This window comes from Nisaea sp., from assembly GCF_965216895.1.
Classification (GTDB): Bacteria; Pseudomonadota; Alphaproteobacteria; order Thalassobaculales; family Thalassobaculaceae; genus Nisaea.
The window spans coordinates 1,355,830-1,374,850 of the sequence record NZ_OZ244205.1 but is presented as its reverse complement, the minus strand read 5'-3'; the positions used below and the strand labels follow the sequence as shown (position 1 = coordinate 1,374,850).

Below are 19,021 nucleotides of genomic sequence, written 5' to 3'. Positions count from 1 at the left end.
TCCTTTTAATCCATCACTTAGATAAGAAATTCAGCCGTCATTTTCGGAAACTTTGGAATTTCGAATTTCCAATTGGAAGGTGAGTGGAAAAATTGGAAAAATTGTAATTCGAAACGGTGGGCTGTTTTCGCCTCCGCAACGGTCGAACGCTGCCGGCCGACACAGAGAGCGATACAAGATGCAGCAACCATCCCAACCGCCCGAAGCACCTTTATCTCCGGAGATAAAATTGTTCGAACCATGTCCCTGCGGCAGCGGCAAAACCTATCTCGCCTGCTGCGGCCGCTTGCATTCCGGCACGCCGGCGCGCGACGCCGAGGAGCTGATGCGCTCGCGCTATTCCGCCTTCGCGCGCGGAATGACGGCCTACCTGCAGAAGAGCTGGGCGGCGGAGACGCGGCCGTTGACGCTGGCGCTCGACCCGGCACAGGTCTGGACCGGGCTGGAAATCGAGCGGCACGAGGCGACCGGGCCCGACACCGCCATTGTCCGCTTCACCGCGACCTGGCGCTCGGGAGCGCAGACGGGCCGGATGACAGAGACCAGCCGGTTCCGCCGGGAGGGCGCGGGCTGGGTCTATATCGACGGCATGATCGACTGACCCGGGGGCGTGCGGGCCCCGGAACCTTGCCGCCCGGCATCTTGCCCGCCCAGACCCTTGCCGCCCGGCACCTTGCCGGACGCTCCGGATGCCTCTAAGCCTCTGCCATGCGCATTCTCGACAACATCATCAGCGATCGCGGATCGAAATATGCGGTCTCGGGCGGGCCCTGCGCCTCCGAGGCGGAGGCGAAGGCCTTCATCCGGACGCTCTGCCGCAAGAAGAAATTCGCCAAGGCCACCCATAACACCTGGGCGTTGCTCTCGGCCGGCGGCGCGACGAAGAACGACGACGGCGAGGCGGGGGCGGGGATGGTGATCCTGCGCATGCTGGCGCGGGAAGGGCTGCGGGACCATGTCGTCGTGGTGACGCGCTGGTTCGGCGGCAAGCATCTCGGCGGCGACCGCTTCCGCCATGTGCAGAACGCGGTCCGGATCTATCTCGACGACCTGCGTGCGGGCTCCGAAAATGACCGCTGAAACCGGCAGCGCGGCGCCGTCGCTCGGCGGGCTGCTCGAGGAACTGCTGCAGCACGGCGCCTTCGAGGCGGCTTTGTTCGCGCTGCTGCTCGCTGGCGCGCTCTCGATCCTCTGGTACACGGTCCGGACCGGCGTGCCGCCGATGCCGTCCAACCCCTTCGCCCGCAAGGCGATGTTCCGGCTGATCCCGGCGGAGGCGCGGCCGAAGACGATTTACGAGCTCGGCGCGGGCTGGGGCGGCATCGCCTTCGAACTGGCCGGCCGGTTCCCGGAGGCGCGGGTGGTCGCGATCGAGCTCTCGCCGCTGCCCTGGATGGTGTGCCATCTCCGCCGGCTCATCCAGCCCCGGCGCAATCTCGAGATCCGCCGGGGGGATTTCCTGAAGGCGGATCTCCGTGAGGCGGACCTGCTGCTCTGCTACCTGATGGTCGCGCCGATGCGGGCGCTCGAGCGCAAGCTCGCCGCCGATCTCCGGCCGGGGGCGGTGGTGATCGCCAACGCCTTCGCGCTGCCGGGCTGGGAGGCGGAGGAGACGGAAGTGGTCGGCGAGGCGATGCACGCCAACATCTACCGCTACCGGGTCCCCGGCTGACCGAGGCGCTCGGCGTGCCAGCGCATGTGGTCCTCGATGAAGCTGGCGATGAAGTAATAGGAGTGATCGTATCCTTCCTGGCGCCGGACGAGGAGCCGGATGTCCGTGCCGTCGCAGGCGGCCTCCAGCAGTTCCGGCTTCAGCTGCTCCGCGAGGAAACCGTCGGCGAGGCCCTGGTCGACGAGGATTTCGGGCACGCGCGCGCCGTCCTCGATCAGGGCGCAGGCGTCGTATTCCCGCCACTTCGCGGTGTTCGGACCGATATAGCCGGTCAGGGCCTTCTCGCCCCAGGGGCAGTGCATGGGGGAGCAGATCGGCGCGATGGCGGAGACGCTCCTGAACCGCTCCGGGTTGCGCAGCGCCAGGGTAAGGGCGCCGTGCCCGCCCATGGAATGACCGGTGATCGCCTGCCGGGTCATGTCGAGCGGCAGCGCCTGTCCGGCGACGGCCGGCAGTTCCCGTTCGATATAGCTGCGCATCCGGTAATGCGCCGACCAGGGCGCCTCGGTGGCGTCGACATAGAAGCCCGCGCCCTTGCCGAAATCGTAGGCGCCGTCCGGATCGTCCGGCACCTCGTCGCCGCGCGGGCTGGTATCGGGTGCGATCAGGGCGATCCCGAGCTCGGCCGCGACGCGCTGGGCGCCGGCCTTCACGGTGAAGTTCTCCTCCGTGCAGGTCAGGCCGGAGAGGAACCAGAGCAGCGGAACGTCCGCCTTGTCGGCCTGCGGCGGCAGATAGGCGGCGAAGCGCATTTCCGTGCCGGTCTCGCTCGAGGGGTGCGCATAGACGATCTGTTTGCCGCCGAAAGCCTTGGCTTCGGAGACTGTCGTCAGGCTCGGTGCGCTCATCTCGGTCCCTCCCGTTCGCTGTCCGTCGCGGGGGAAGCTACACCAAGCCCGGGACGCGATAAACGTTCCCATGTTTCATGGCGCCGGCAGGCCATGAAAGGTCCCTTTCGGGTTATCGGGGTTATGCGCGACGGCTTAGATCATTAGGATGCGGGCTCATCCGGAACAGAGGGACCCCCATGCCTAAGATCAATGCCAAACGCCTCCTGAAAGACCTGAAGGACCTGCGCGCGATCGGTGCCGTCGAGACCGGGGTCGTCAGACCGGCCCTCAGCGAAAAGGATCTCGAAGCCCGGCGCTGGCTGAAGCAGCGTTTCGAGGATGCGGGGCTCGACACCGTGCTCGACGGGGTGGCGAACGTGATCGGGCGCTCGACGAAGAACGGCCCGGCGCTGATCGTCGGCTCCCATTCGGACACCCAGCCGCGCGGCGGCTGGCTCGACGGTGCGCTCGGCGTGATCTACGGACTCGAGGTCGCGCGGGCGCTTGCCGAGGATCCGGAGACCTCCGATCTCGCCGTGGATGTGGCGTCCTGGCAGGACGAGGAGAGCCGGTTCTACGGCTGCATCGGGTCGCGCTCATGGATCGGCGTCGCCGATCCGGAGGTCGAGGCGAAGGCGACCGACCGCGACGGGGTGAAGCTGACCGACGCGCTGAAGGCGGCGGGCCTCACCGATGTGCCGCGGGCGCGGATGGAAGAGGGGCGCTATGTCGGCTATCTCGAGGCGCATATCGAGCAGGGCGCCTGGCTGGAGGAGGCCGGAGAGCAGATCGGCGTGGTGACCTCCATCGTCGGCATCCGCGGCATGACCCTGCGCTTCGAAGGCGAGCAGAACCATGCGGGAACCACCACGATGGCCCGACGGAAGGATGCGGCGACCGCGCTCTTCAGGGCGGCGAACCGGATCCACGAGGAGTTCCCGAAACACGCCAAGCCGACGACGGTCTGGACCATCGGCCGGGTTTCGGTCGAACCCGGCGCGGCCTCCATCGTGCCGGGCTATGCGGAGCTGACCCTGCAGTTCCGCGACAGCGAGGACGCGCTGCTCGACAGGTTCGAGGAGATCGTTCAGGGCATCGTCGCGGAGATCAACGCGGAGGGGCGGGTGAAGGCGTCCGCGGAACGCAACCGCACCCCGGTCCGCCCGTCCGACATGGACGAAGGCTTCCAGGAGCATCTTGCGGCCGCGGCGGAGAAGACCTCGCCGGGAAAATGGCGGCGGATGCCGAGCGCTGCCGGGCACGACCCGATGGTCCTGACCGGGGCGTTGCCCTGTGCGATGCTCTTCATCCCGTCGATCGGCGGGATCAGCCACGATTTCGCGGAAGACAGCCACGAGGAAGACATCGTCGCCGGCTGCCAGGTTCTGGCGGACGCTGCGGCGTCCATCCTGAAAGCGGCCCGGAAGGACGGATCATGAGCGGAACAGATCATACCAACGAGGCGGTGGAGTGGCTTGCGGCCGCGCGCCTCGGAGGCGGACCGACCGCAAGGCTGCCCGACGCGCTCATGCCGCAGACGGTCGAAGACGGATACGCGCTTCAGCATCGCCTCAATGCGCATCTGACCCAGGCGGGGTTCGGGCCGGTCGTCGGGCACAAGATCGGCTGCACGACGAAGGTGATGCAGGACTACTTGAAAATCGACCAGCCCTGCGCCGGCGAAGTCTTCGCGACGATGGAGTTCCACGAGCAGGCCGATGTCCAGATCGACCTCTACCACCGGATCGGGATCGAAGTGGAGATCGGTGCCTTGCTGTCCCACGACCTCGCCGGCGATGGCCTCTTCGATCGCGGCAATGTCGGCGGATATGTCGAAGCGGTGCTGCCGGCGGTCGAACTGGTGGACGACCGGTACGTGGATTATCCCTCGCTCCCGGCGCCGATGCTGGTCGCGGACAATTTCTTCAATTCCGGCGCCGTCCTCGGCGCACCGGTCCTGAACTGGGACGGTCTGGATCTCGAAGCCGTTTCCGGGACGCTCTATATCAACGGGGAGGAGTCAGGCTCCGGGATCGGTGCCGACATTCTCGGCCATCCCTTCGAAGCGCTGGCCTGGCTGGCGAATTTGCGTCAGGCGCAGGAGCGCCCGCTGCGCGCCGGTGAGTTCGTGCTCCTCGGCAGTGTCGTGAAGACCGTTCACTTCGATGCGCCGGCACGATGTGTGGCGGATCTTGGCGACCTCGGACGGGTCGAGGTCAGTTTCATCTGAGCCGCCGTACCGTCAGCAGGGACGATTCGCCATCGACGGCGCGGCGCGCGCTGCGCGGCTTGAATTCGTTTCGGGGAAGATCGAGCCAAGCCTTCGGGGCCCTTGTGCTGCACATTTCGCGGTGTCACCATCTGAGTGTACTTGTTCGAGGCCTACCTGACCTGCCGGAGCAGGGCGCGGATTCGGGACGCAAATCAGATGACGACATTCGTTCTCGTTCATGGAGCGTGGCACGGCGGATGGTGCTGGCGCCGGGTCGCGGACCGTCTCCGCGCCGGTGGACACGACGTTTTCACCCCGACCCTGACGGGACTCGCCGAGCGCTCTCATCTGCTGTCGCCGACAGTCAATCTGCAGACCCATATCCTCGACATCGCGAACCTTCTCGAATGGGAGGATCTCGAGGACGTGGTGCTCTGCGGGCACTCCTATGGCGGGATGGTCATCACCGGGGCCGCCGACCGGCAGAGCGCGCGGGTCAAGGCACTGGTCTATGTCGATGCCTTCGTTCCGGCCGACGGGGAATGCGCCATGGATTCCCGGCCGCCCGATCGGGTCAAGCTCGCCTATGAGCAGGTCCGCACGGTCGGGGAGGGATGGTGGATGCCGCCGACGCCGGCCGCCTCGTTCCGCGTCAACGAGGCCGACCAGGCATGGGTCGATGCGAAATGCACGAATTTTCCGATCGCCTGCTTTACCCAGCGCGTGCACCTGAGCGGTGCGGTCGAGGCCATTTCCCCGAAATATTACATTCGCGCCGCAGGCTACAAGGCGCCGCAATTCGATGCCTGCGTCGAGAGGCTGACAGGGGCTCCGGGCTGGACCGTGAGCGAAATGCCGTGCGGGCACGACATCATGGTTGACATGCCGAACGAGCTTGCCTCGCTATTTCAGGTGGCCGGGCGTCAGGCGTGAGTGCAAGGGAGTCGCGCCCGCCCGAAGTCCATGCGCCTGAATGGCCTGTTTCCCCAGGATCTGCGGATCTCAGGGCGGAGAAGATCCTAACTCATTGCGTTTACGGAATCTTAGTTTCCTCGGAAATACCATCCTACGCCCATGAAACCACTGCACTTCCCGAGCATTCGGGGCGCTGTGCCCGAACCTGATCTGGCCGCTGGACCCGTTCATGACCAAGATGAATATAGCCGAGCAGTTCGAGGCTTTTGACGCGCTTCACGATGGCGCCTTTCTCCTGGATTCCAATGGTCTCGTTGTTGCGGTTAACAACAGCGGTACCGAGATGGTCGGGCTTGGAGCGATGCGTGTCATCGGGACGCCGTTCCGAAACTATTTTTCCGACTGCGAAACATTGCTGGAGAGCGGGAACAAAGACGTCGTCGAGATCAACGGGCGCCGTGCCGACGGTGTGGGAATGCTCGTTGAGGCGCGGGTGTCGGAGGTCCAGTGCGGCGGGAGGATATGCTTCCTCCTCATTCTCCGGGACCGGCGCAGCCGCGTTGCGCTGGAAGAGAAACTGGTCTGGGCCGCGTTCAACGATCCGGCGACGAGGCTCCCCAATCTCCTCGGTTTCTGCAGCCGGATCGGCCAACGTCTTCAGGGCGGTGACTTTGCCGCCGACGGATCGGAGATGGTCATCGCAATATCGCTCGGGCGTCTCGGGTTTTTCGCCGGTACGCTCGGCGAGGCGACGCGGGCTCGGATCGTTCGTGAGGCGGGCGACCGGCTTCGGCGGCTCGATGCGGTTTCCGAAGTCGCGCTGCTGGATGATTCGACAATCGGGATCGTTGCGGCGGTCAAGAGCGCGGCGGACGAGTTCGGCGAGATCATCGAGGGATTGCGGGCCTGTGTCGAGGTCAGTTATTCGCCAAGCGAGAACGCAGCCCGGATCGTTCCGCATTTCGGGGTAAGCCGCATCAACGATCCGGACCTGGACCCCGAGGATATTGTGCGCAAGGCGAGGTTTGCCCTCAACGCCGCGATGCAGAAAGCCATGGGCAGTATTGAAATCTATCGCGACGAAACCCATCGCAAGGCCGTCCATGATCTGGTCGTTGAGCACGATTTGAGGCGTGCGATCTCAGAGCGACCGGAAGAATTCTGGTTGGCGTATCAGCCGAAGGTCGATTGTGATTCCGGCGAGATCATGGGCCTGGAAGCCTTGCTGCGCTGGAATCACCCGAAGCGGGGCTCGGTCGGACCGAATGACTTCTTCCCGGTCGCGCGGCAGGCCGGAATAGCGTCCGAACTCACCTTCATCGTCCTGGAAAGGCTGGTCTCGCAGATCAAGGAGTGGCAGTCAGCCGGACTGAGGACCGTCCCGATTGCGTTCAATATCGGTGCCGACGACGTCCGGGAAAACCGGGTGGTCCCTTTCTTGAAGGACCTGTTGCTCAAAGCGGACCTTTCGCCGAGCGCGCTGGAATGCGAACTCACCGAAACGAGTATTGTGGCCGACATGCGCGCCGCCAGGACACTGTTCGAGCAACTGGTCGCGATGGGCCTGACGACGGCGGTCGACGATTTCGGGACCGGATATTCCTCGCTCGTCCACATTACCGACTTGCCGGTCAGTGTGGTAAAGATCGATAAGTCCTTTGTGCAGACCATGGAAACGAGCAAGGGCAGCAAGGCAATCGTTCAGGCGATCACCGCGATGACCGCGGCCATGGGGGCGGTTTCTATTGCAGAGGGGATCGAGACCCATGCCCAACTGAGCGAGATCCGTGCGTATGGCTGCAAGCTGGCGCAAGGTTTTCTGTTTGACCGGCCGCTGGATCCGGATGCCGCGGCGCGCCGTCTTGCGGAAAAGAATCCGTATGCGGCGCAGCTTGAGCAGGATATGGCCATACTGGTCTAAAGCGCGTTAGATGCACATCTCTGTCCAAAGCGGATTGATAGGTCTCACTCTCTAATTATGGCGCGGATCCGCCTGCCGCGTGCTGTGGAAGCCTGGTAGTGTCCGAAGACGATCAGAAACCGGCCGCCAAACCCGCCGAAGCCGCAACTACGGCCGCGCCGTCAAAGGCAGCGGCCGAATCGCCTGCAGCGACGTTGCGGTTCGAGGGGGTCGATTTCACCTATTTCCTTTGGCTGGCGACGGTCGCGACGGCAATACTGTCTTCGGTCAGTATGCTTCTGGCGCTTGGCATCTATCTGCTGAATTTCGCTTCCGAACTCGCGTGGGATACACCGATCTTCGCGGCTGCGAACTACATGGGTATCATGCGTGTCACCGGCGTATTTGCCGGCATGTCCGTGATCGCGCATGTCCTGCGCCTGAGGATGGTCGCCATCGCCAACGCGACACAGGCTCTTCCGTTCCCGGACGAGATCATCGCGACGCCAAGCACGGGAGATCCGACGATCGACAAGTTCGAATGTGTCGGCCGTGTCCATATCCATGTCTATGAAGACGAAGTGGTGGATCTGATCCTGGCCAATCGGCCGAAAATCCAGCAAGCCCTATCGTCCGCCCTCGTAATCGCGATAAGCGATCCGGTCGTGCGTTATTCGAAGGACAAGATCGAGCACACCCTGCGGATGGGGCTTGGTAGCCTGCTGCCTCTGAAGTGCGTGTCGCACGTGACTGTTACAGAACTTCGTCACCGGGTGCGGTCCGCACAACCGCCCGAATGAGTCCTCCCGGTTCGCTCTAGAACGTCGGCAACGGTCAGCTCGCAGCCCGGGGCTGGGGGTCGTCCAGCAGCACGAGCTCCGGGTCGAGGGGACTGAGCAGGGCGTTCTCAAGATTGGCGGCGCGCAGGTTCGTCTTTCGCACCCTTCCGGCCGAGTTTCCGTCGCTCGAACTGATCGGCGCCGGCTGGATCACTGCATCGGTCAGATCGGCGCCGCGCAGGTTGCAGCCCCACAGACTGGCGCCGGAGAGGTTACATCCCCGCAGGCTCGCCATCTCGAAATCCGAATTCGAAAGATCGGCCAGGATCAGCATCGAGCCATTGAATTGCGCGCCCCTGAAGCTGACGCCGCGCATCTGCGCGCCGCTCAGATTGAGGTTCCGCAGGTCGGCATTGTCCAGATTGGCGCCGTCGAGATCGGCCCGGGCGCCGCGGGCGCCGCCCGTGGTTACCCAGAAATCGTGCTCGATCAGGCGCCGGTGCAGTTCCACCGAGACCGGATCCATGGCGCCGTGCAGCCGGACCGCGGACATGTCGACGCCGGAGAGATCTGTATTCTTGATCCGCGCTCCGATCATGTTGGCGCCGCGGAGAAGCGCGCCGGTCAGGATCGCGCCGCTGAGATCCGCGCCTGTCGCAACCGAGCGGCTGAGATCAGCGGCATCCAGGGCGGCTCCGACAAGCTTGGCATTGCGCAATGTCGCTCCGCAGAGCCGCGCATGGGAAAGATTGGTCCGCTCCAGATTGGCGCCGGAGAGATCCGCGTCCTCGAGAATCGCGCCTGAGAGGTCGGCGCGCTCCATGTTTGCGTGATGCAGGCGGGCGTGGGAGAGATTGAGAGGGGCCACCTCCGTTTCGATGCCGGACCAGGTTGTCTCGGCGACACGGCCTCGCGTGCGGGTCAGGTTTGCGCCGCGCATGTCGGCGTCGGTGAAATCGACCGACGCTATGATCGCTTGGCTGAAATTCGTCTTCTCCAGCTTTGCGCCGCGGAGATTTGCCGACATCAGGTCGGCGCCGGAGAGATCCGCTCCCGACAGGTCCGCGCCTTCCAGGTTGGCGCCCTGCAGATTTGCGCCGCGCATGAGAGCATTCTGGAGTTTAAGATGGCGGAGATCGCTCCCGAAGAGATTGGTCTCCGAGAGGTCCGCCGGTCTGCCGGCGGCAGGATCATCCAGCCATAGCTTGTGCTGGTGAAGTGCGTGCTCCAGCGCCTCTTTGGAGATGTATTGCAGGGTGCCCATAAGCATACAATATGGGAACAGATTTAATGTTTGGTTAAAGACTGCGCCGGTTGCGACGCCTCGACTCCCCATCGAAAGCTCTCTGGACGCCGCGCCGGTCCGACGTCATAAAGACGCCCGGTACTCGTTGATTTCAACAGGAGAGGGTCGGTCGTGGCGATTGACAAGATCGTCCGGTCCCGTGCGGAAGCCGTGCAGGGGATCGGGGACGGAAGCACGGTGTTGATCTCGGGTTTCGGGAATGCAGGTGTTCCGACGGACCTTATCCATGCCCTGCTCGACGAGGGATCGCGCGACCTGACCGTGGTGTCGAACAATGCAGGAACCGGGGACAAGGGCCTCGCCGCCTTGCTCCGCGAAGGTCGGGTGCGCCGAATTGTCTGTTCCTATCCGCGTTCGGCGGGATCGATCGCGTTCGACGAACTCTACGCGGCTGGAAAGATCGAGCTCGAACTGGTGCCGCAGGGTACGCTCAGCGAGCGCATGCGTGCGGCCGGCGCCGGTATCGGCGCCTTCTATACCCCGACAGGGGTCGGTACGCGGCTTGCGGAAGGCAAGGAGGTTCGGGAAATCGACGGGCGCGAATACGTGCTGGAATATCCGCTCAGGGGCGACGTTGCGCTGGTCGAGGCGGAGTCCGCCGACCGTTGGGGGAACCTGACCTACAACAAGTCCGCACGGAATTTCGGTCCGGTCATGGCGATGGCCGCCGAACTGACCATCGTCGAGGCGCGGAACATTGTGGAACTCGGCCAGATGAATCCGGAAGCCATCGTGACGCCGAGCATTTTCGTGGACCGTGTTCTCCACGTTCCGGCGGAGGCCGCCTCCGCGGCGTGACGCCGGCCTGAAGCATCGACTTCGGGATCAGGCGTCCCGGTGCTTCTTCCGCTCGCCGACAAGATAATCGATCGCCCGGGTGACACCGCCGGACTCGTGCGGAATGTCAAGATAGGCCAGCGTCGCCTCGACCGTCGCCAGTGCCCCGTAGAGCATCGGTTCGTTGATGTCGCCCATATGGCCGATGCGGAAAGCCCGGCCGTTGAGGTTCCTGAGACCGCCGCCGAGGGCGCATTGCATTTCGTCTCGGCAGACATTGCGGATCTCGTTTCCGTCAATGCCTTCCTTCAGCAGGATCGTGGTGACGCCGTCCGCGCGCTCGTGCGGGTTGACCGCATTCAGTTCCATTGCGCCGGCCTTGCTCCAATGTGTGACGCAGCGCCGGGTCGCCTCGGCCAGGCGCTTGTGACGGGCGAAGACGTTCTCCAGGCCTTCCTCAAGCAGCATGTCCAGAGCCGCGCGCAGGCCGTAGAGCTGGCTCTGCGGGCTGGTACCGCAGAAGGTTCGGTAGCTTTCGGACGCGAGGCGCAGCGACCAGTCCCAGTATCGGCGCTGCGACGTCGCTTTCTTATGCCTCTCAAGCGCCGTCGGCGAAGCCGCGATGAAGCCGAGGCCCGGCGGCATCATTAGGCCTTTCTGCGACGCGCAAACGGCGACGTCCACGCCCCATTCGTCCATACGGAAATCGGTCACACCGAGAGTCGGGATGGTGTCGACCAGCAGCAGGGCGGGGTGGCCGGCCTCGTCGATCGCCTTGCGGATGGCGGCGATGTCGCAGGTTACGCTGGTCGCGGTGTCGGTCTGGACGATCAGGAGGCCCTTGATCTCGTGGTTCCTGTCGGCGGCGAGCCGGTCGCGGATCTTGGCCGGGTCGATCGCCTGACGCCAGTCGCCCTTGATGGTCTCTGTGCGCAGCTGCAGCGCTTCGGCCATCTCGCCCCAGCCTGTCGAGAAGTTGCCGAGCTCCGGCACAAGCAGCAGGTCGCCGGGCGACATGGTATTGACGAGCGCGGCCTCCCAGGCACCGTGCCCGTTGGACGCGTACATGAAGATCTCGTGCTCGGTCCGGAAGATCTTCTTCAGGTCCTGAAAGCAGGATTCGATGACTGCCAGGGGTACCGGATCGCTCAGGTCCATCGGATTGCGGACCATGGCTCGCAGCACGCGTTCGGGCACATTGGTCGGGCCCGGAGTGTTCAGAAGGTGCCGGCCGCGATGAACGCTGTAAGACATAAGGGTACTCCCAGTTCCGTTACACCTGCTCTCGGGCGGAACGGTCCTTTCCCGGGAAGTGGCGCAATCCGCGATTTTCGTTGGTTAGTCCGCGAAGAATCCCGCATATCGGGGATATGCGGATCGAGTTATAAGTTTCTCCGCGCGAAGCGGCAATACTTCAAAATCAAACGTTTGCCGTTATTATGAGTGCCGAAATCGAACCAATCTGGAGCGCCGTCATGGCACTTGAAGCTGAGGCCCGGGACGAGGCGGTCAAAAAATTGACGCGGAATCAAGTCGCTTGGCGTGCCGCGAACGAGATTCCCGATGGAAGTTTCGTCAATCTCGGGATCGGTCTGCCGACCACCTGCGCCAACTTCATGCCTGTCGATCGTGAGATCGTTTTGCATAGTGAAAACGGCATCCTCGGTGTCGGTCCGGCGCCCGAGCCCGGCAAGGAAGACCCTGAACTGATCAATGCATCGAAGGACCCGATCACTCTGGTTCCGGGCGGTTCCTTCTTCGTCCATTCCGATGCCTTCGTGATGATCCGGGGCGGGCATATCGACTTCGCGCTGCTCGGAGCCTTCGAAGTCTCCGTTGCGGGCGACCTTGCAAACTGGACCACCGAAAATCCGAAATTTCCGCCGGGGGTCGGCGGTGCGATGGATCTTGCGGCGGGGGCGAAGCAGGTTTGGGTCTTGACCGATCACGTCACCCGCAAGGGCGATCCGAAGCTCGTCGAAAAATGCAGCTATCCGCTCACCGCGCAGAAAGTCGTTACCAAGGTCTTCACCGACCTCGCCGTCATCGACATAACGGATGAGGGACTGGTGGTCCGGGAGATGGTCGAGGGCATGACGCTTGAGGCGCTGCAGGAACTGACCGAGCCGAAACTCTCCCTGGCGCCGGATTGCAGGGTTCTGGCGGCGCCGGCGGTCTAGCTCTAGATCGTCCCGTATGTGCGCTTCGGTTGACTCCCTTGGCTTCCACGGTTTCACTTCGGTGCCGAACGCCGCGTGGCGTCGGCTCCAATTCCGGGGGCGTGCCTGAATCATGGATGAAGTGGAGATCTTGCCGGCCCGCGCGAGTGACCGGGACGGGCTGACAGAGCTGGTCCGGGAACTGAAGAATTACGAGCGTTACCTGCATCAGGCGCGGCTGCCGGGCGATCGGGTGGCCGAGAGCCATGTCGATTATCTGATCCATTCGGCGGAAGAGGGCGGCGGCGCGATTTTCATCGCCTGGGTCGGCGACGACATCGCCGGCTTCGTCGCTGGCTGGATGGCCGTCGACCAGGACCCGCTGAACTTTCCGGAGCTGGCCTCGCACGGCTACATATCCGACATCTATGTGCTCTCGCGCTGGCGCGGCAAGGACATTGCGCAGCAACTTCTGGGTGCGATCGAGAGCCATCTCTCCGCCCAGGGCGCGCGTCGCCTCAGAATCCATTCTCTTGCGCGCAATGCAGCAGCACTCGCCGCCTGCCGCGGTTGCGGCTTCGACCCGCTGGAAATCGTGCTCGAAAAACCGCTCTGAGGACTGCTCTCCCGGCCGGCCCGCAAATTGGAACAGCCGGTCGAAATGGCGGAACGCGCCGCGCCGGAGGCGTCGTCGAGGGCGCCGACGGCGGAAAGCAAACGCGGTTTCGGAGCGGTTTTCGCGTGCTGCATTACCCGGCGGACCCGGGCTGCGACTTGGGCCGGCTCGAAGGGACGGAGCCGGAGGCTCACGGACCGTGACTTCGATGTCTTTGAGTTGATTTATGCTCAATCGCCCGCCTCGTGTTTCCAACAACGAGGCAATCAAGATGCGAGGCAGGCTTGCACCGGCAGGCTTGTTTCGGGACTATGAAGACCGAGATCGCGCCGCTTCGGCGGTGTTGTCGCGAAATGCGGCCGCAAAGGCCGTGCAAATGGGAGGAATTATGAAACAAGTCCTGAAAGCGGCGCTTGTCGCCGCACCCTTGGCGTTTGCCGGCACTGCCGCCGACGCCGACACTTTTGTCCGTATGGTTTCCGGCCCGGCCGGCGGGTCCTGGTATCCGCTTGGGGCCAAAATCATGCAGGTCTTCGGCGAGGAAGTTCCGGGCATCGCCACCTCGAACACGTCCGGCGGGGGCATCTCCAACGTCAAGGCTGTCGATGGCGGTGACGCGGAGATCGGCTGGTCCTACGCGCACACCTCGTATAACGGCTATGCCGGTCGCGGGAAGTTCGACAGCAAGCACGAGAACATCCGGCACTTCGCGACGCTTTATCCGGCGACCTTCCAGGTCGCGGTGAAGGCGGATTCGCCGATCAAGACCTTTGAAGACATGAAGAACGCCAATATCAGCCCGGGCAAGGCCGGATGGACCGGAACCGCGTTCGCCGAGTCCATCCTGAAGGCGTATGGCTTTGATTTCGCCAAGATCAAGGAAAACGGCGGCACCGTGCACTACGTGAGCTATACGGAGTCGGTCGCCCTGATGAAAGATGGCCATATCGATGTCTTCATGGCGGCGACTTCCGTGCCGCAGGCCTCCTTCATCGAGCTGCAGCACAGCCCCGGCATCCGTTTCATCGGTCTGCCGCAGGGCAAGCTCGACCAAATCATCAACGACAACCCGGGCTACATCACCGGCTCGATCCCGAAAGACGCCTATGAAGGCCTCGAGGCCGACATTCCGTCGCTGGGCATCGTCACCAACATGGTCGTCAGCAAGGACCTGCCGGACGAGACCGTCTACCAGATGTGCAAGTCTTTCTGGAAAAATCACGCCACCTTCGCGGCGGTTAAGAAGGTCTGGAACCGGGTAAAACTGGAAGATGCCCTGAACGGCGCGGCCATCCCGGTCCATCCGGGGGCGAAGAAGTGCTACGACGAGCTCGGCGTCAAGGCCGCCAGCTAAGCGTCTGACTCTCGCGGACCGGGCTCCGGCCCGGTCCGCTTCTCATTTCAGGACATCGGACCGACCATGAGCGAAGCCAGCCAGCCGGCGGCGGCCGGACGCTTGGAATATGAAGAGGTCAAGGAATACTCGTTCCTTGAGGAACTCCTCGTCTCCAGGCGCGTCAACCTGAGCTACATCATCATGCTGGTGTGCTGCTCGATCAGCATCGCACTGGCGCTTTTCCATTTGTTCATCGCGCTTTATGGGACACCAGAAGGCCGGTCGTTCCGGTCCGTCCACCTGTCGGTCATGCTGGTCCTCGCGATCCTGATCAATCCGCTGTTCCGGTCTTCTCACAAGGACCAGATTTTGCAACCGGGCGATCCACGCAATCTGCTGCGCGCCGCGGGTTTCGGGATCGACATGATTCTGGTCGGCCTTGTAATCGCTGTGCAGATCTGGACGCTCTGGGATATCGACGCCTTCCAGATGCGCCTTGGCTCGAAGCACCCGACCGACATGATGTTCGGCGGAATCCTGATCGCGATTGTACTTGAAGCGACCCGCCGCGCCGTCGGCATCGCGATGGTGTGCGTCACCGGCTTCTTCATCGTTCACACGCTCTATTCGCACTATTTCTTCGGGATCTTCTACGGTCCGCCGACACGGTTTGCGAAATACATCGACGTCATGTTCGTCAGCAGCAACGGCATCTTCGGGATCCCGCTGCATGTCGCGGCGACATACATCGTTCTCTTTATCGTCTTCGGGGGCGTGCTGATCCGTTCCGGGGCGGGGCGGTTTTTCATCGACCTTGCCGTCGCGCTGACCGGGCACCGGATCGGCGGCCCGGCAAAGGCCGCGACGCTGTCGAGCGCTTTCATGGGAACGGTCTCCGGGTCTGCCGTCGCGAACGTCGTGACCACGGGCTCCTTCACCATCCCCCTGATGAAAAAGACCGGATACCGGGCCAAGTTCGCCGCCGCCGTCGAGGCCTGCGCCTCTTCCGGCGGGCAGATCACGCCGCCGATCATGGGCGCGGCCGCCTTCATCATCGCGGAGAACTTGCAGGTCAGCTACTTCGCGGTGATCATCGCCGCTGCCATTCCGGCCTTCCTCTATTTCGTCACGGTCTATTTCATGGTGCATCTGGAGGCCGAGAAGCACGGCATCGAAAGCATCCCGGCCGAACGGCTGCCGCAGGTCATGGAAGTTCTGAAGGGCGGCTGGCACCTGCTGCTCTCGCTGGTGATTCTGATCGCCTTCCTGATGATGGGCTACACCCCGATGAAGTCGGCGTTCTGGGGCATCCTCAGCCTGATCGCGCTCAGTTTTTTCCATCGCGGAACACGCATGAGCCCCGTCGATATCCTGGCGGCGTTCGAGACCGGTGTCCGCTCGACGGTCGCAGTGACGGTCGCCTGCGCCTGTGCCGGGATCATCATCGGATCGATCTTTGCGTCCGGATTTGGCCTGAAGTTCACCCAGTCGGTGATCGACATGTCAGGCGGCAATCTGCCTCTGCTGCTGTCGATGACCGCGGTGGCATCGATCCTGCTCGGTATGGGAATGACGACAACGGCGGTCTATATCACCGTCGCGGCCCTTATCGTTCCGTCTCTGGAGCAGATCGGCGTCAACGTGATTGCCGCGCATATGTTCGCGTTCTATTTCGGCGTGGTCTCGACCATTACGCCTCCGGTGGCGCTTGCTGCTTTCGCCGGGGCTGCGATCGCGCGGACGCCGCCGATGGCGACGGCCTTCGAGGCCAGCAAAGTGGGCATCGCCAAGTATCTGGTACCGTTCGCGTTTATCTATAATCCCTCGCTGCTCCTGGAGGGGCCTGTCTGGATGACGGTGGTCTCGACCGCACTGGTCCTGATCGGTCTGTGGGTTCTCTCGCTCGGTCTCGAGGGCTGGTGCCGCGGACGGCTTGGGCCGGCGCCGAGAGCGATCCTGTTGATCTCGGCGTTGTTTCTGATGGTCCCTGTGTCCGCGACTCCTTTCGGCATTCCCGGCACTGTGGTCGTGGTGGCCGGACTACTTGCCTCGGGCGGTATTTATGCCTGGCGCAGGACAATCCCGGCCGGTCAGCCGGCGCAATAGGAGGGAAGACGATGGGGTCCATATTCCTTGGAAAAGCGCGGCACTGGCTGCTTTTCGTGTTGGTTGCGATCGCCTTCTGGATCACCGGCATCTATCATCTGCATGTCAGTGAATTCAACATTTTCATGGGTATTACAGGCGGACTGGCGCTGATTCTGGTCTTTGCCGTCATCCTTGATTACCGTCCGGGCGACCGTGTTACCCGCGAGCCTTTGCCGGAACCGGATGACGAGTGAGGCAGGGGCGCTTGCCGGATAGCGGGCCGCGCCATGCGCGGCCCTCTTTGTTTTAGAGGATGGTATGAGCGAAACAGAAACCTTCAACGAACGGGACTCCGCCAGTTACCGCTACTGGATCGAGGAAAAGATCCGCTTTGCCGATCTCGATCCCGTCGGCCACGTGAACAACAATGCGATCGGCGTCTATCTGGAAAGCGCGAGAGTGACCCTGTTCGCCGATGCCGCGGGCGAGATGTATGGCGGCCGGGATGGCCGGCAATCCTGGGTCGTCGCCCGTATGGAAGTCGATTACCTCAAGGAAATGCATTTCCCCGGCAATGTGCGGATCGGAACCCGAATCGAGAAGCTCGGCAACAGTTCTCTCGTCCTGCGCCAGGCGCTTATCAAGGACGGAGAACTGGCCGGACTGGCCCGGGTGATCGGCGTCTGCTTCGATATGCAGGAGCGCAGTTCCATGCGGATTCCGGACGGACTCAGGGATAGCCTGCTCCGTCTGGCCGGGCCGGCGGACTGAGGCCGTCCCCGAAGCCCCCCGTTCAGTTCACGGGCGTCAGCAGGTCGCGGCCTTCGAAATGCGCCTTGATGTTTTCGTAGACAAGCATCCCCATTGCCATGCGGGTATCGTGGCTCGCGCTGGCGATGTGCGGTGTCAGGACCACGTTCTCGCGCATGGAGAACAGCTCTTCCGGAACATTCGGTTCGTCCGGAAAGACATCGAGCGCGGCGGAGCCGAGGCGGCCGTCCTTCAGGCAGGTGATCAGCGCATCCATGTCCACGACGGAGCCACGGGCGACGTTCACCAGCAGACCATTCGGCCCGAGCGCTTCGATCACCTTCTCGTCGATCAGATTATTGGTCGCAGCACCGCCCGGGGTGATCACGACCATGATCTCGACGTCGCCGGCCATCTCCACCAGGTCCGGGTAGTAGCGGTACGGAACGTCCGGTTTCATCGAGCGGTTATGGTACGAGATCTCCATCTTGAAACCGGCGCAACGGGTGGCGATCTCTTCGCCGATGCGGCCGAGACCGACAATGCCAACCTTGGAATGGTGGACCTTGTTGACGAAGCCGTAGACTTCTTTCACCGGCCATTCGCCTGCGCGCACGAAACCGTCCGCATGGACGATCCGGCGGCGCGCCGAGATCAGCAGGCCGAGCGCGAGATCCGCGACGCAGTCATTCAGCACGTCCGGCGTGTTGGTGACCCTGACGCCACGTCGGGTCGCCTCCCCGATGTCGATAGCGTCGTACCCGACGCCGAAATTCGCGATGAGCTTGGCGTTCGGAACCTGATCGAAGAGAGGCGGGTCGCACTTCATGAAGGTGGCGAACGCGACGCATTTCTCGCCGACTTCGGCCAGCATCTTCTGCGGGTCGGGAGCTGCATAGAGGTGATGGGTGGTGGCGATCTCGTCCAGCCGGTCCATCGCGGGCTTGTAGTATGGGGCGGGGATCAGGACGTGCGGTTTCTCGGCCACGGTTCGGCTCCTCTTGATCTCATTTTTCTGCCCGGAACTCAGAAGGACGAGCCCGGTTCTTTCAGGAACGCCAGTTCGGCATCGGTGCTTTCCCGGCCGAGCGCTTCGTTCCGGTGCGGAAAGCGACCGAAACGCTGGATAATATCGCGGTGGCGCTGCGCGTAATCTGTTTTCTGGGCGTCACCCAATGCTTCGAATAGCGCTACGCTCTGGTCTTGATCCTCGAGATTCTCACTGTGTTCGAGCGGCAGGTAAAGAAAGACTTTCCGGTTCTCGTCCAGCATCGCATCGTAGCCGGCAGCAAGGGCCCGCTTCGTGGCATCGCGGGCCTTCGCGTCGGCGGCGAAGGCCTTTGCCGAACCGCGGTGAATGTTGCGCGTGAACTGGTCGAGAAGCAGGATGTAGGCGAGGGTGCCGTCTGCGCTCGCGCACCAGTGTTCCAGTTCCCCGTCCATCGCCGACTCGACCAGGTCGCCGAATCGTTCCCGGATCGTCTGGTCGAACTCAGGATCTTTCTCGAACCATTGTTTCTCCGAGGTTTCCTCAAACCAGAACGACAAGATCCGCTCGATATCCTGCATTGCCCGTCCCATGTTCCCAACTGCGTGCGTGAACGATATACCTGCTGCGCGGGTGCCGTAAACGCGCGGCCGCACTTCCATGTTGCGCCGGACCGAAGCGCGGTCGGAGGAG

At 63.0% G+C, this 19,021-nt stretch carries 20 protein-coding genes; 15 read left to right on the top strand and 5 right to left on the bottom strand.

The window, feature by feature from the left end:
• The first annotated feature begins 229 nt into the window (after positions 1-229).
• From ACOOE1_RS06630 to ACOOE1_RS06620, 3 genes are all read left to right on the top strand, one after another.
• Positions 230-601, top strand: coding sequence for a YchJ family protein (locus tag ACOOE1_RS06630; protein WP_420405549.1), 372 nt, complete (start codon positions 230-232; stop codon positions 599-601).
• Positions 602-708: 107 nt separating this feature from the next.
• Positions 709-1,080, top strand: coding sequence for a YigZ family protein (locus ACOOE1_RS06625; RefSeq protein WP_420405548.1), 372 nt, complete (start codon positions 709-711; stop codon positions 1,078-1,080).
• Positions 1,070-1,672, top strand: a complete 603-nt coding sequence (locus ACOOE1_RS06620; protein ID WP_420405547.1) for a class I SAM-dependent methyltransferase — start codon at positions 1,070-1,072, stop codon at positions 1,670-1,672. Before ACOOE1_RS06625 ends, ACOOE1_RS06620 begins: the two co-directional genes overlap by 11 nt.
• Here ACOOE1_RS06620 and fghA read toward each other — a convergent pair.
• The gene (gene fghA / locus ACOOE1_RS06615; RefSeq protein WP_420405546.1) at positions 1,654-2,520 is read right to left on the bottom strand and encodes an S-formylglutathione hydrolase; all 867 of its coding nucleotides are present in this window, start codon (positions 2,518-2,520) and stop codon (positions 1,654-1,656) included. The genes ACOOE1_RS06620 and fghA overlap by 19 nt on opposite strands.
• 179 nt (positions 2,521-2,699) lie before the next feature.
• On the opposite strand from fghA, the gene ACOOE1_RS06610 reads away from it, so the two are divergent.
• The 5 genes from ACOOE1_RS06610 (at position 2,700) to ACOOE1_RS06590 (ending at position 8,329) form a co-directional block, all read left to right on the top strand.
• Positions 2,700-3,941 carry a hydantoinase/carbamoylase family amidase gene (locus ACOOE1_RS06610; RefSeq protein WP_420405545.1) on the top strand — a complete coding sequence of 414 codons (1,242 nt, stop codon included), beginning with the start codon at positions 2,700-2,702 and terminating at the stop codon, positions 3,939-3,941.
• Positions 3,938-4,732 carry a 2-keto-4-pentenoate hydratase gene (locus ACOOE1_RS06605; RefSeq protein ID WP_420405544.1) on the top strand — a complete coding sequence of 265 codons (795 nt, stop codon included), beginning with the start codon at positions 3,938-3,940 and terminating at the stop codon, positions 4,730-4,732. Before ACOOE1_RS06610 ends, ACOOE1_RS06605 begins: the two co-directional genes overlap by 4 nt.
• A 198-nt stretch (positions 4,733-4,930) precedes the next feature.
• On the top strand, positions 4,931-5,647 hold the full coding sequence (locus ACOOE1_RS06600; RefSeq protein ID WP_420405543.1) for an alpha/beta fold hydrolase: 717 nt from the start codon (positions 4,931-4,933) through the stop codon (positions 5,645-5,647).
• Positions 5,648-5,858: 211 nt separating this feature from the next.
• Positions 5,859-7,550, top strand: coding sequence for an EAL domain-containing protein (locus ACOOE1_RS06595; RefSeq protein WP_420405542.1), 1,692 nt, complete (start codon positions 5,859-5,861; stop codon positions 7,548-7,550).
• A gap of 98 nt (positions 7,551-7,648) precedes the next feature.
• On the top strand, positions 7,649-8,329 hold the full coding sequence (locus ACOOE1_RS06590) for a hypothetical protein (protein ID WP_420405541.1): 681 nt from the start codon (positions 7,649-7,651) through the stop codon (positions 8,327-8,329).
• Positions 8,330-8,363: 34 nt separating this feature from the next.
• On the opposite strand, the gene ACOOE1_RS06585 is transcribed toward ACOOE1_RS06590, so the two are convergent.
• The gene (locus ACOOE1_RS06585; protein ID WP_420405540.1) at positions 8,364-9,578 is read right to left on the bottom strand and encodes a pentapeptide repeat-containing protein; all 1,215 of its coding nucleotides are present in this window, start codon (positions 9,576-9,578) and stop codon (positions 8,364-8,366) included.
• Positions 9,579-9,725: 147 nt separating this feature from the next.
• Here ACOOE1_RS06585 and ACOOE1_RS06580 point away from each other — a divergent pair, with 147 nt between their 5' ends.
• Positions 9,726-10,412, top strand: coding sequence for a 3-oxoacid CoA-transferase subunit A (locus tag ACOOE1_RS06580; RefSeq protein WP_420405539.1), 687 nt, complete (start codon positions 9,726-9,728; stop codon positions 10,410-10,412).
• Between the two features lie 27 nt (positions 10,413-10,439).
• Here ACOOE1_RS06580 and ACOOE1_RS06575 read toward each other — a convergent pair whose 3' ends face one another.
• Entirely contained in the window at positions 10,440-11,645 is a 1,206-nt protein-coding gene (locus ACOOE1_RS06575) for a pyridoxal-phosphate-dependent aminotransferase family protein (protein ID WP_420405538.1), read from the bottom strand.
• 221 nt (positions 11,646-11,866) lie between these two features.
• Between ACOOE1_RS06575 and ACOOE1_RS06570 the strand changes: the two genes are divergently transcribed.
• From ACOOE1_RS06570 to ACOOE1_RS06545, 6 genes are all read left to right on the top strand, one after another.
• On the top strand, positions 11,867-12,571 hold the full coding sequence (locus ACOOE1_RS06570; protein ID WP_420405537.1) for a 3-oxoacid CoA-transferase subunit B: 705 nt from the start codon (positions 11,867-11,869) through the stop codon (positions 12,569-12,571).
• Between the two features lie 112 nt (positions 12,572-12,683).
• Entirely contained in the window at positions 12,684-13,166 is a 483-nt protein-coding gene (locus ACOOE1_RS06565) for a GNAT family N-acetyltransferase (RefSeq protein ID WP_420405536.1), read from the top strand.
• 388 nt (positions 13,167-13,554) lie between these two features.
• Positions 13,555-14,520 (top strand): TAXI family TRAP transporter solute-binding subunit, encoded by a 966-nt coding sequence (locus ACOOE1_RS06560; RefSeq protein ID WP_420405535.1) that lies wholly within the window; start codon positions 13,555-13,557, stop codon positions 14,518-14,520.
• 66 nt (positions 14,521-14,586) lie between these two features.
• On the top strand, positions 14,587-16,608 hold the full coding sequence (locus ACOOE1_RS06555; protein WP_420405534.1) for a TRAP transporter permease: 2,022 nt from the start codon (positions 14,587-14,589) through the stop codon (positions 16,606-16,608).
• Between the two features lie 11 nt (positions 16,609-16,619).
• Entirely contained in the window at positions 16,620-16,844 is a 225-nt protein-coding gene (locus tag ACOOE1_RS06550) for a hypothetical protein (RefSeq protein ID WP_420405533.1), read from the top strand.
• Positions 16,845-16,908: 64 nt separating this feature from the next.
• Complete coding sequence (locus ACOOE1_RS06545; RefSeq protein ID WP_420405532.1) at positions 16,909-17,361, top strand: acyl-CoA thioesterase; 453 nt, start codon at positions 16,909-16,911, stop codon at positions 17,359-17,361.
• 22 nt (positions 17,362-17,383) lie between these two features.
• Here the strand turns inward: ACOOE1_RS06545 and ACOOE1_RS06540 are convergent, their stop codons facing one another.
• Both ACOOE1_RS06540 and ACOOE1_RS06535 read right to left on the bottom strand, forming a co-directional pair.
• Positions 17,384-18,328: a 2-hydroxyacid dehydrogenase gene (locus tag ACOOE1_RS06540; RefSeq protein ID WP_420405531.1), complete on the bottom strand. Its 945-nt coding sequence runs from the start codon at positions 18,326-18,328 to the stop codon at positions 17,384-17,386.
• A 38-nt stretch (positions 18,329-18,366) separates the two neighbouring features.
• Entirely contained in the window at positions 18,367-18,990 is a 624-nt protein-coding gene (locus ACOOE1_RS06535) for a DUF924 family protein (RefSeq protein ID WP_420405530.1), read from the bottom strand.
• Positions 18,991-19,021 lie beyond the last annotated feature (31 nt).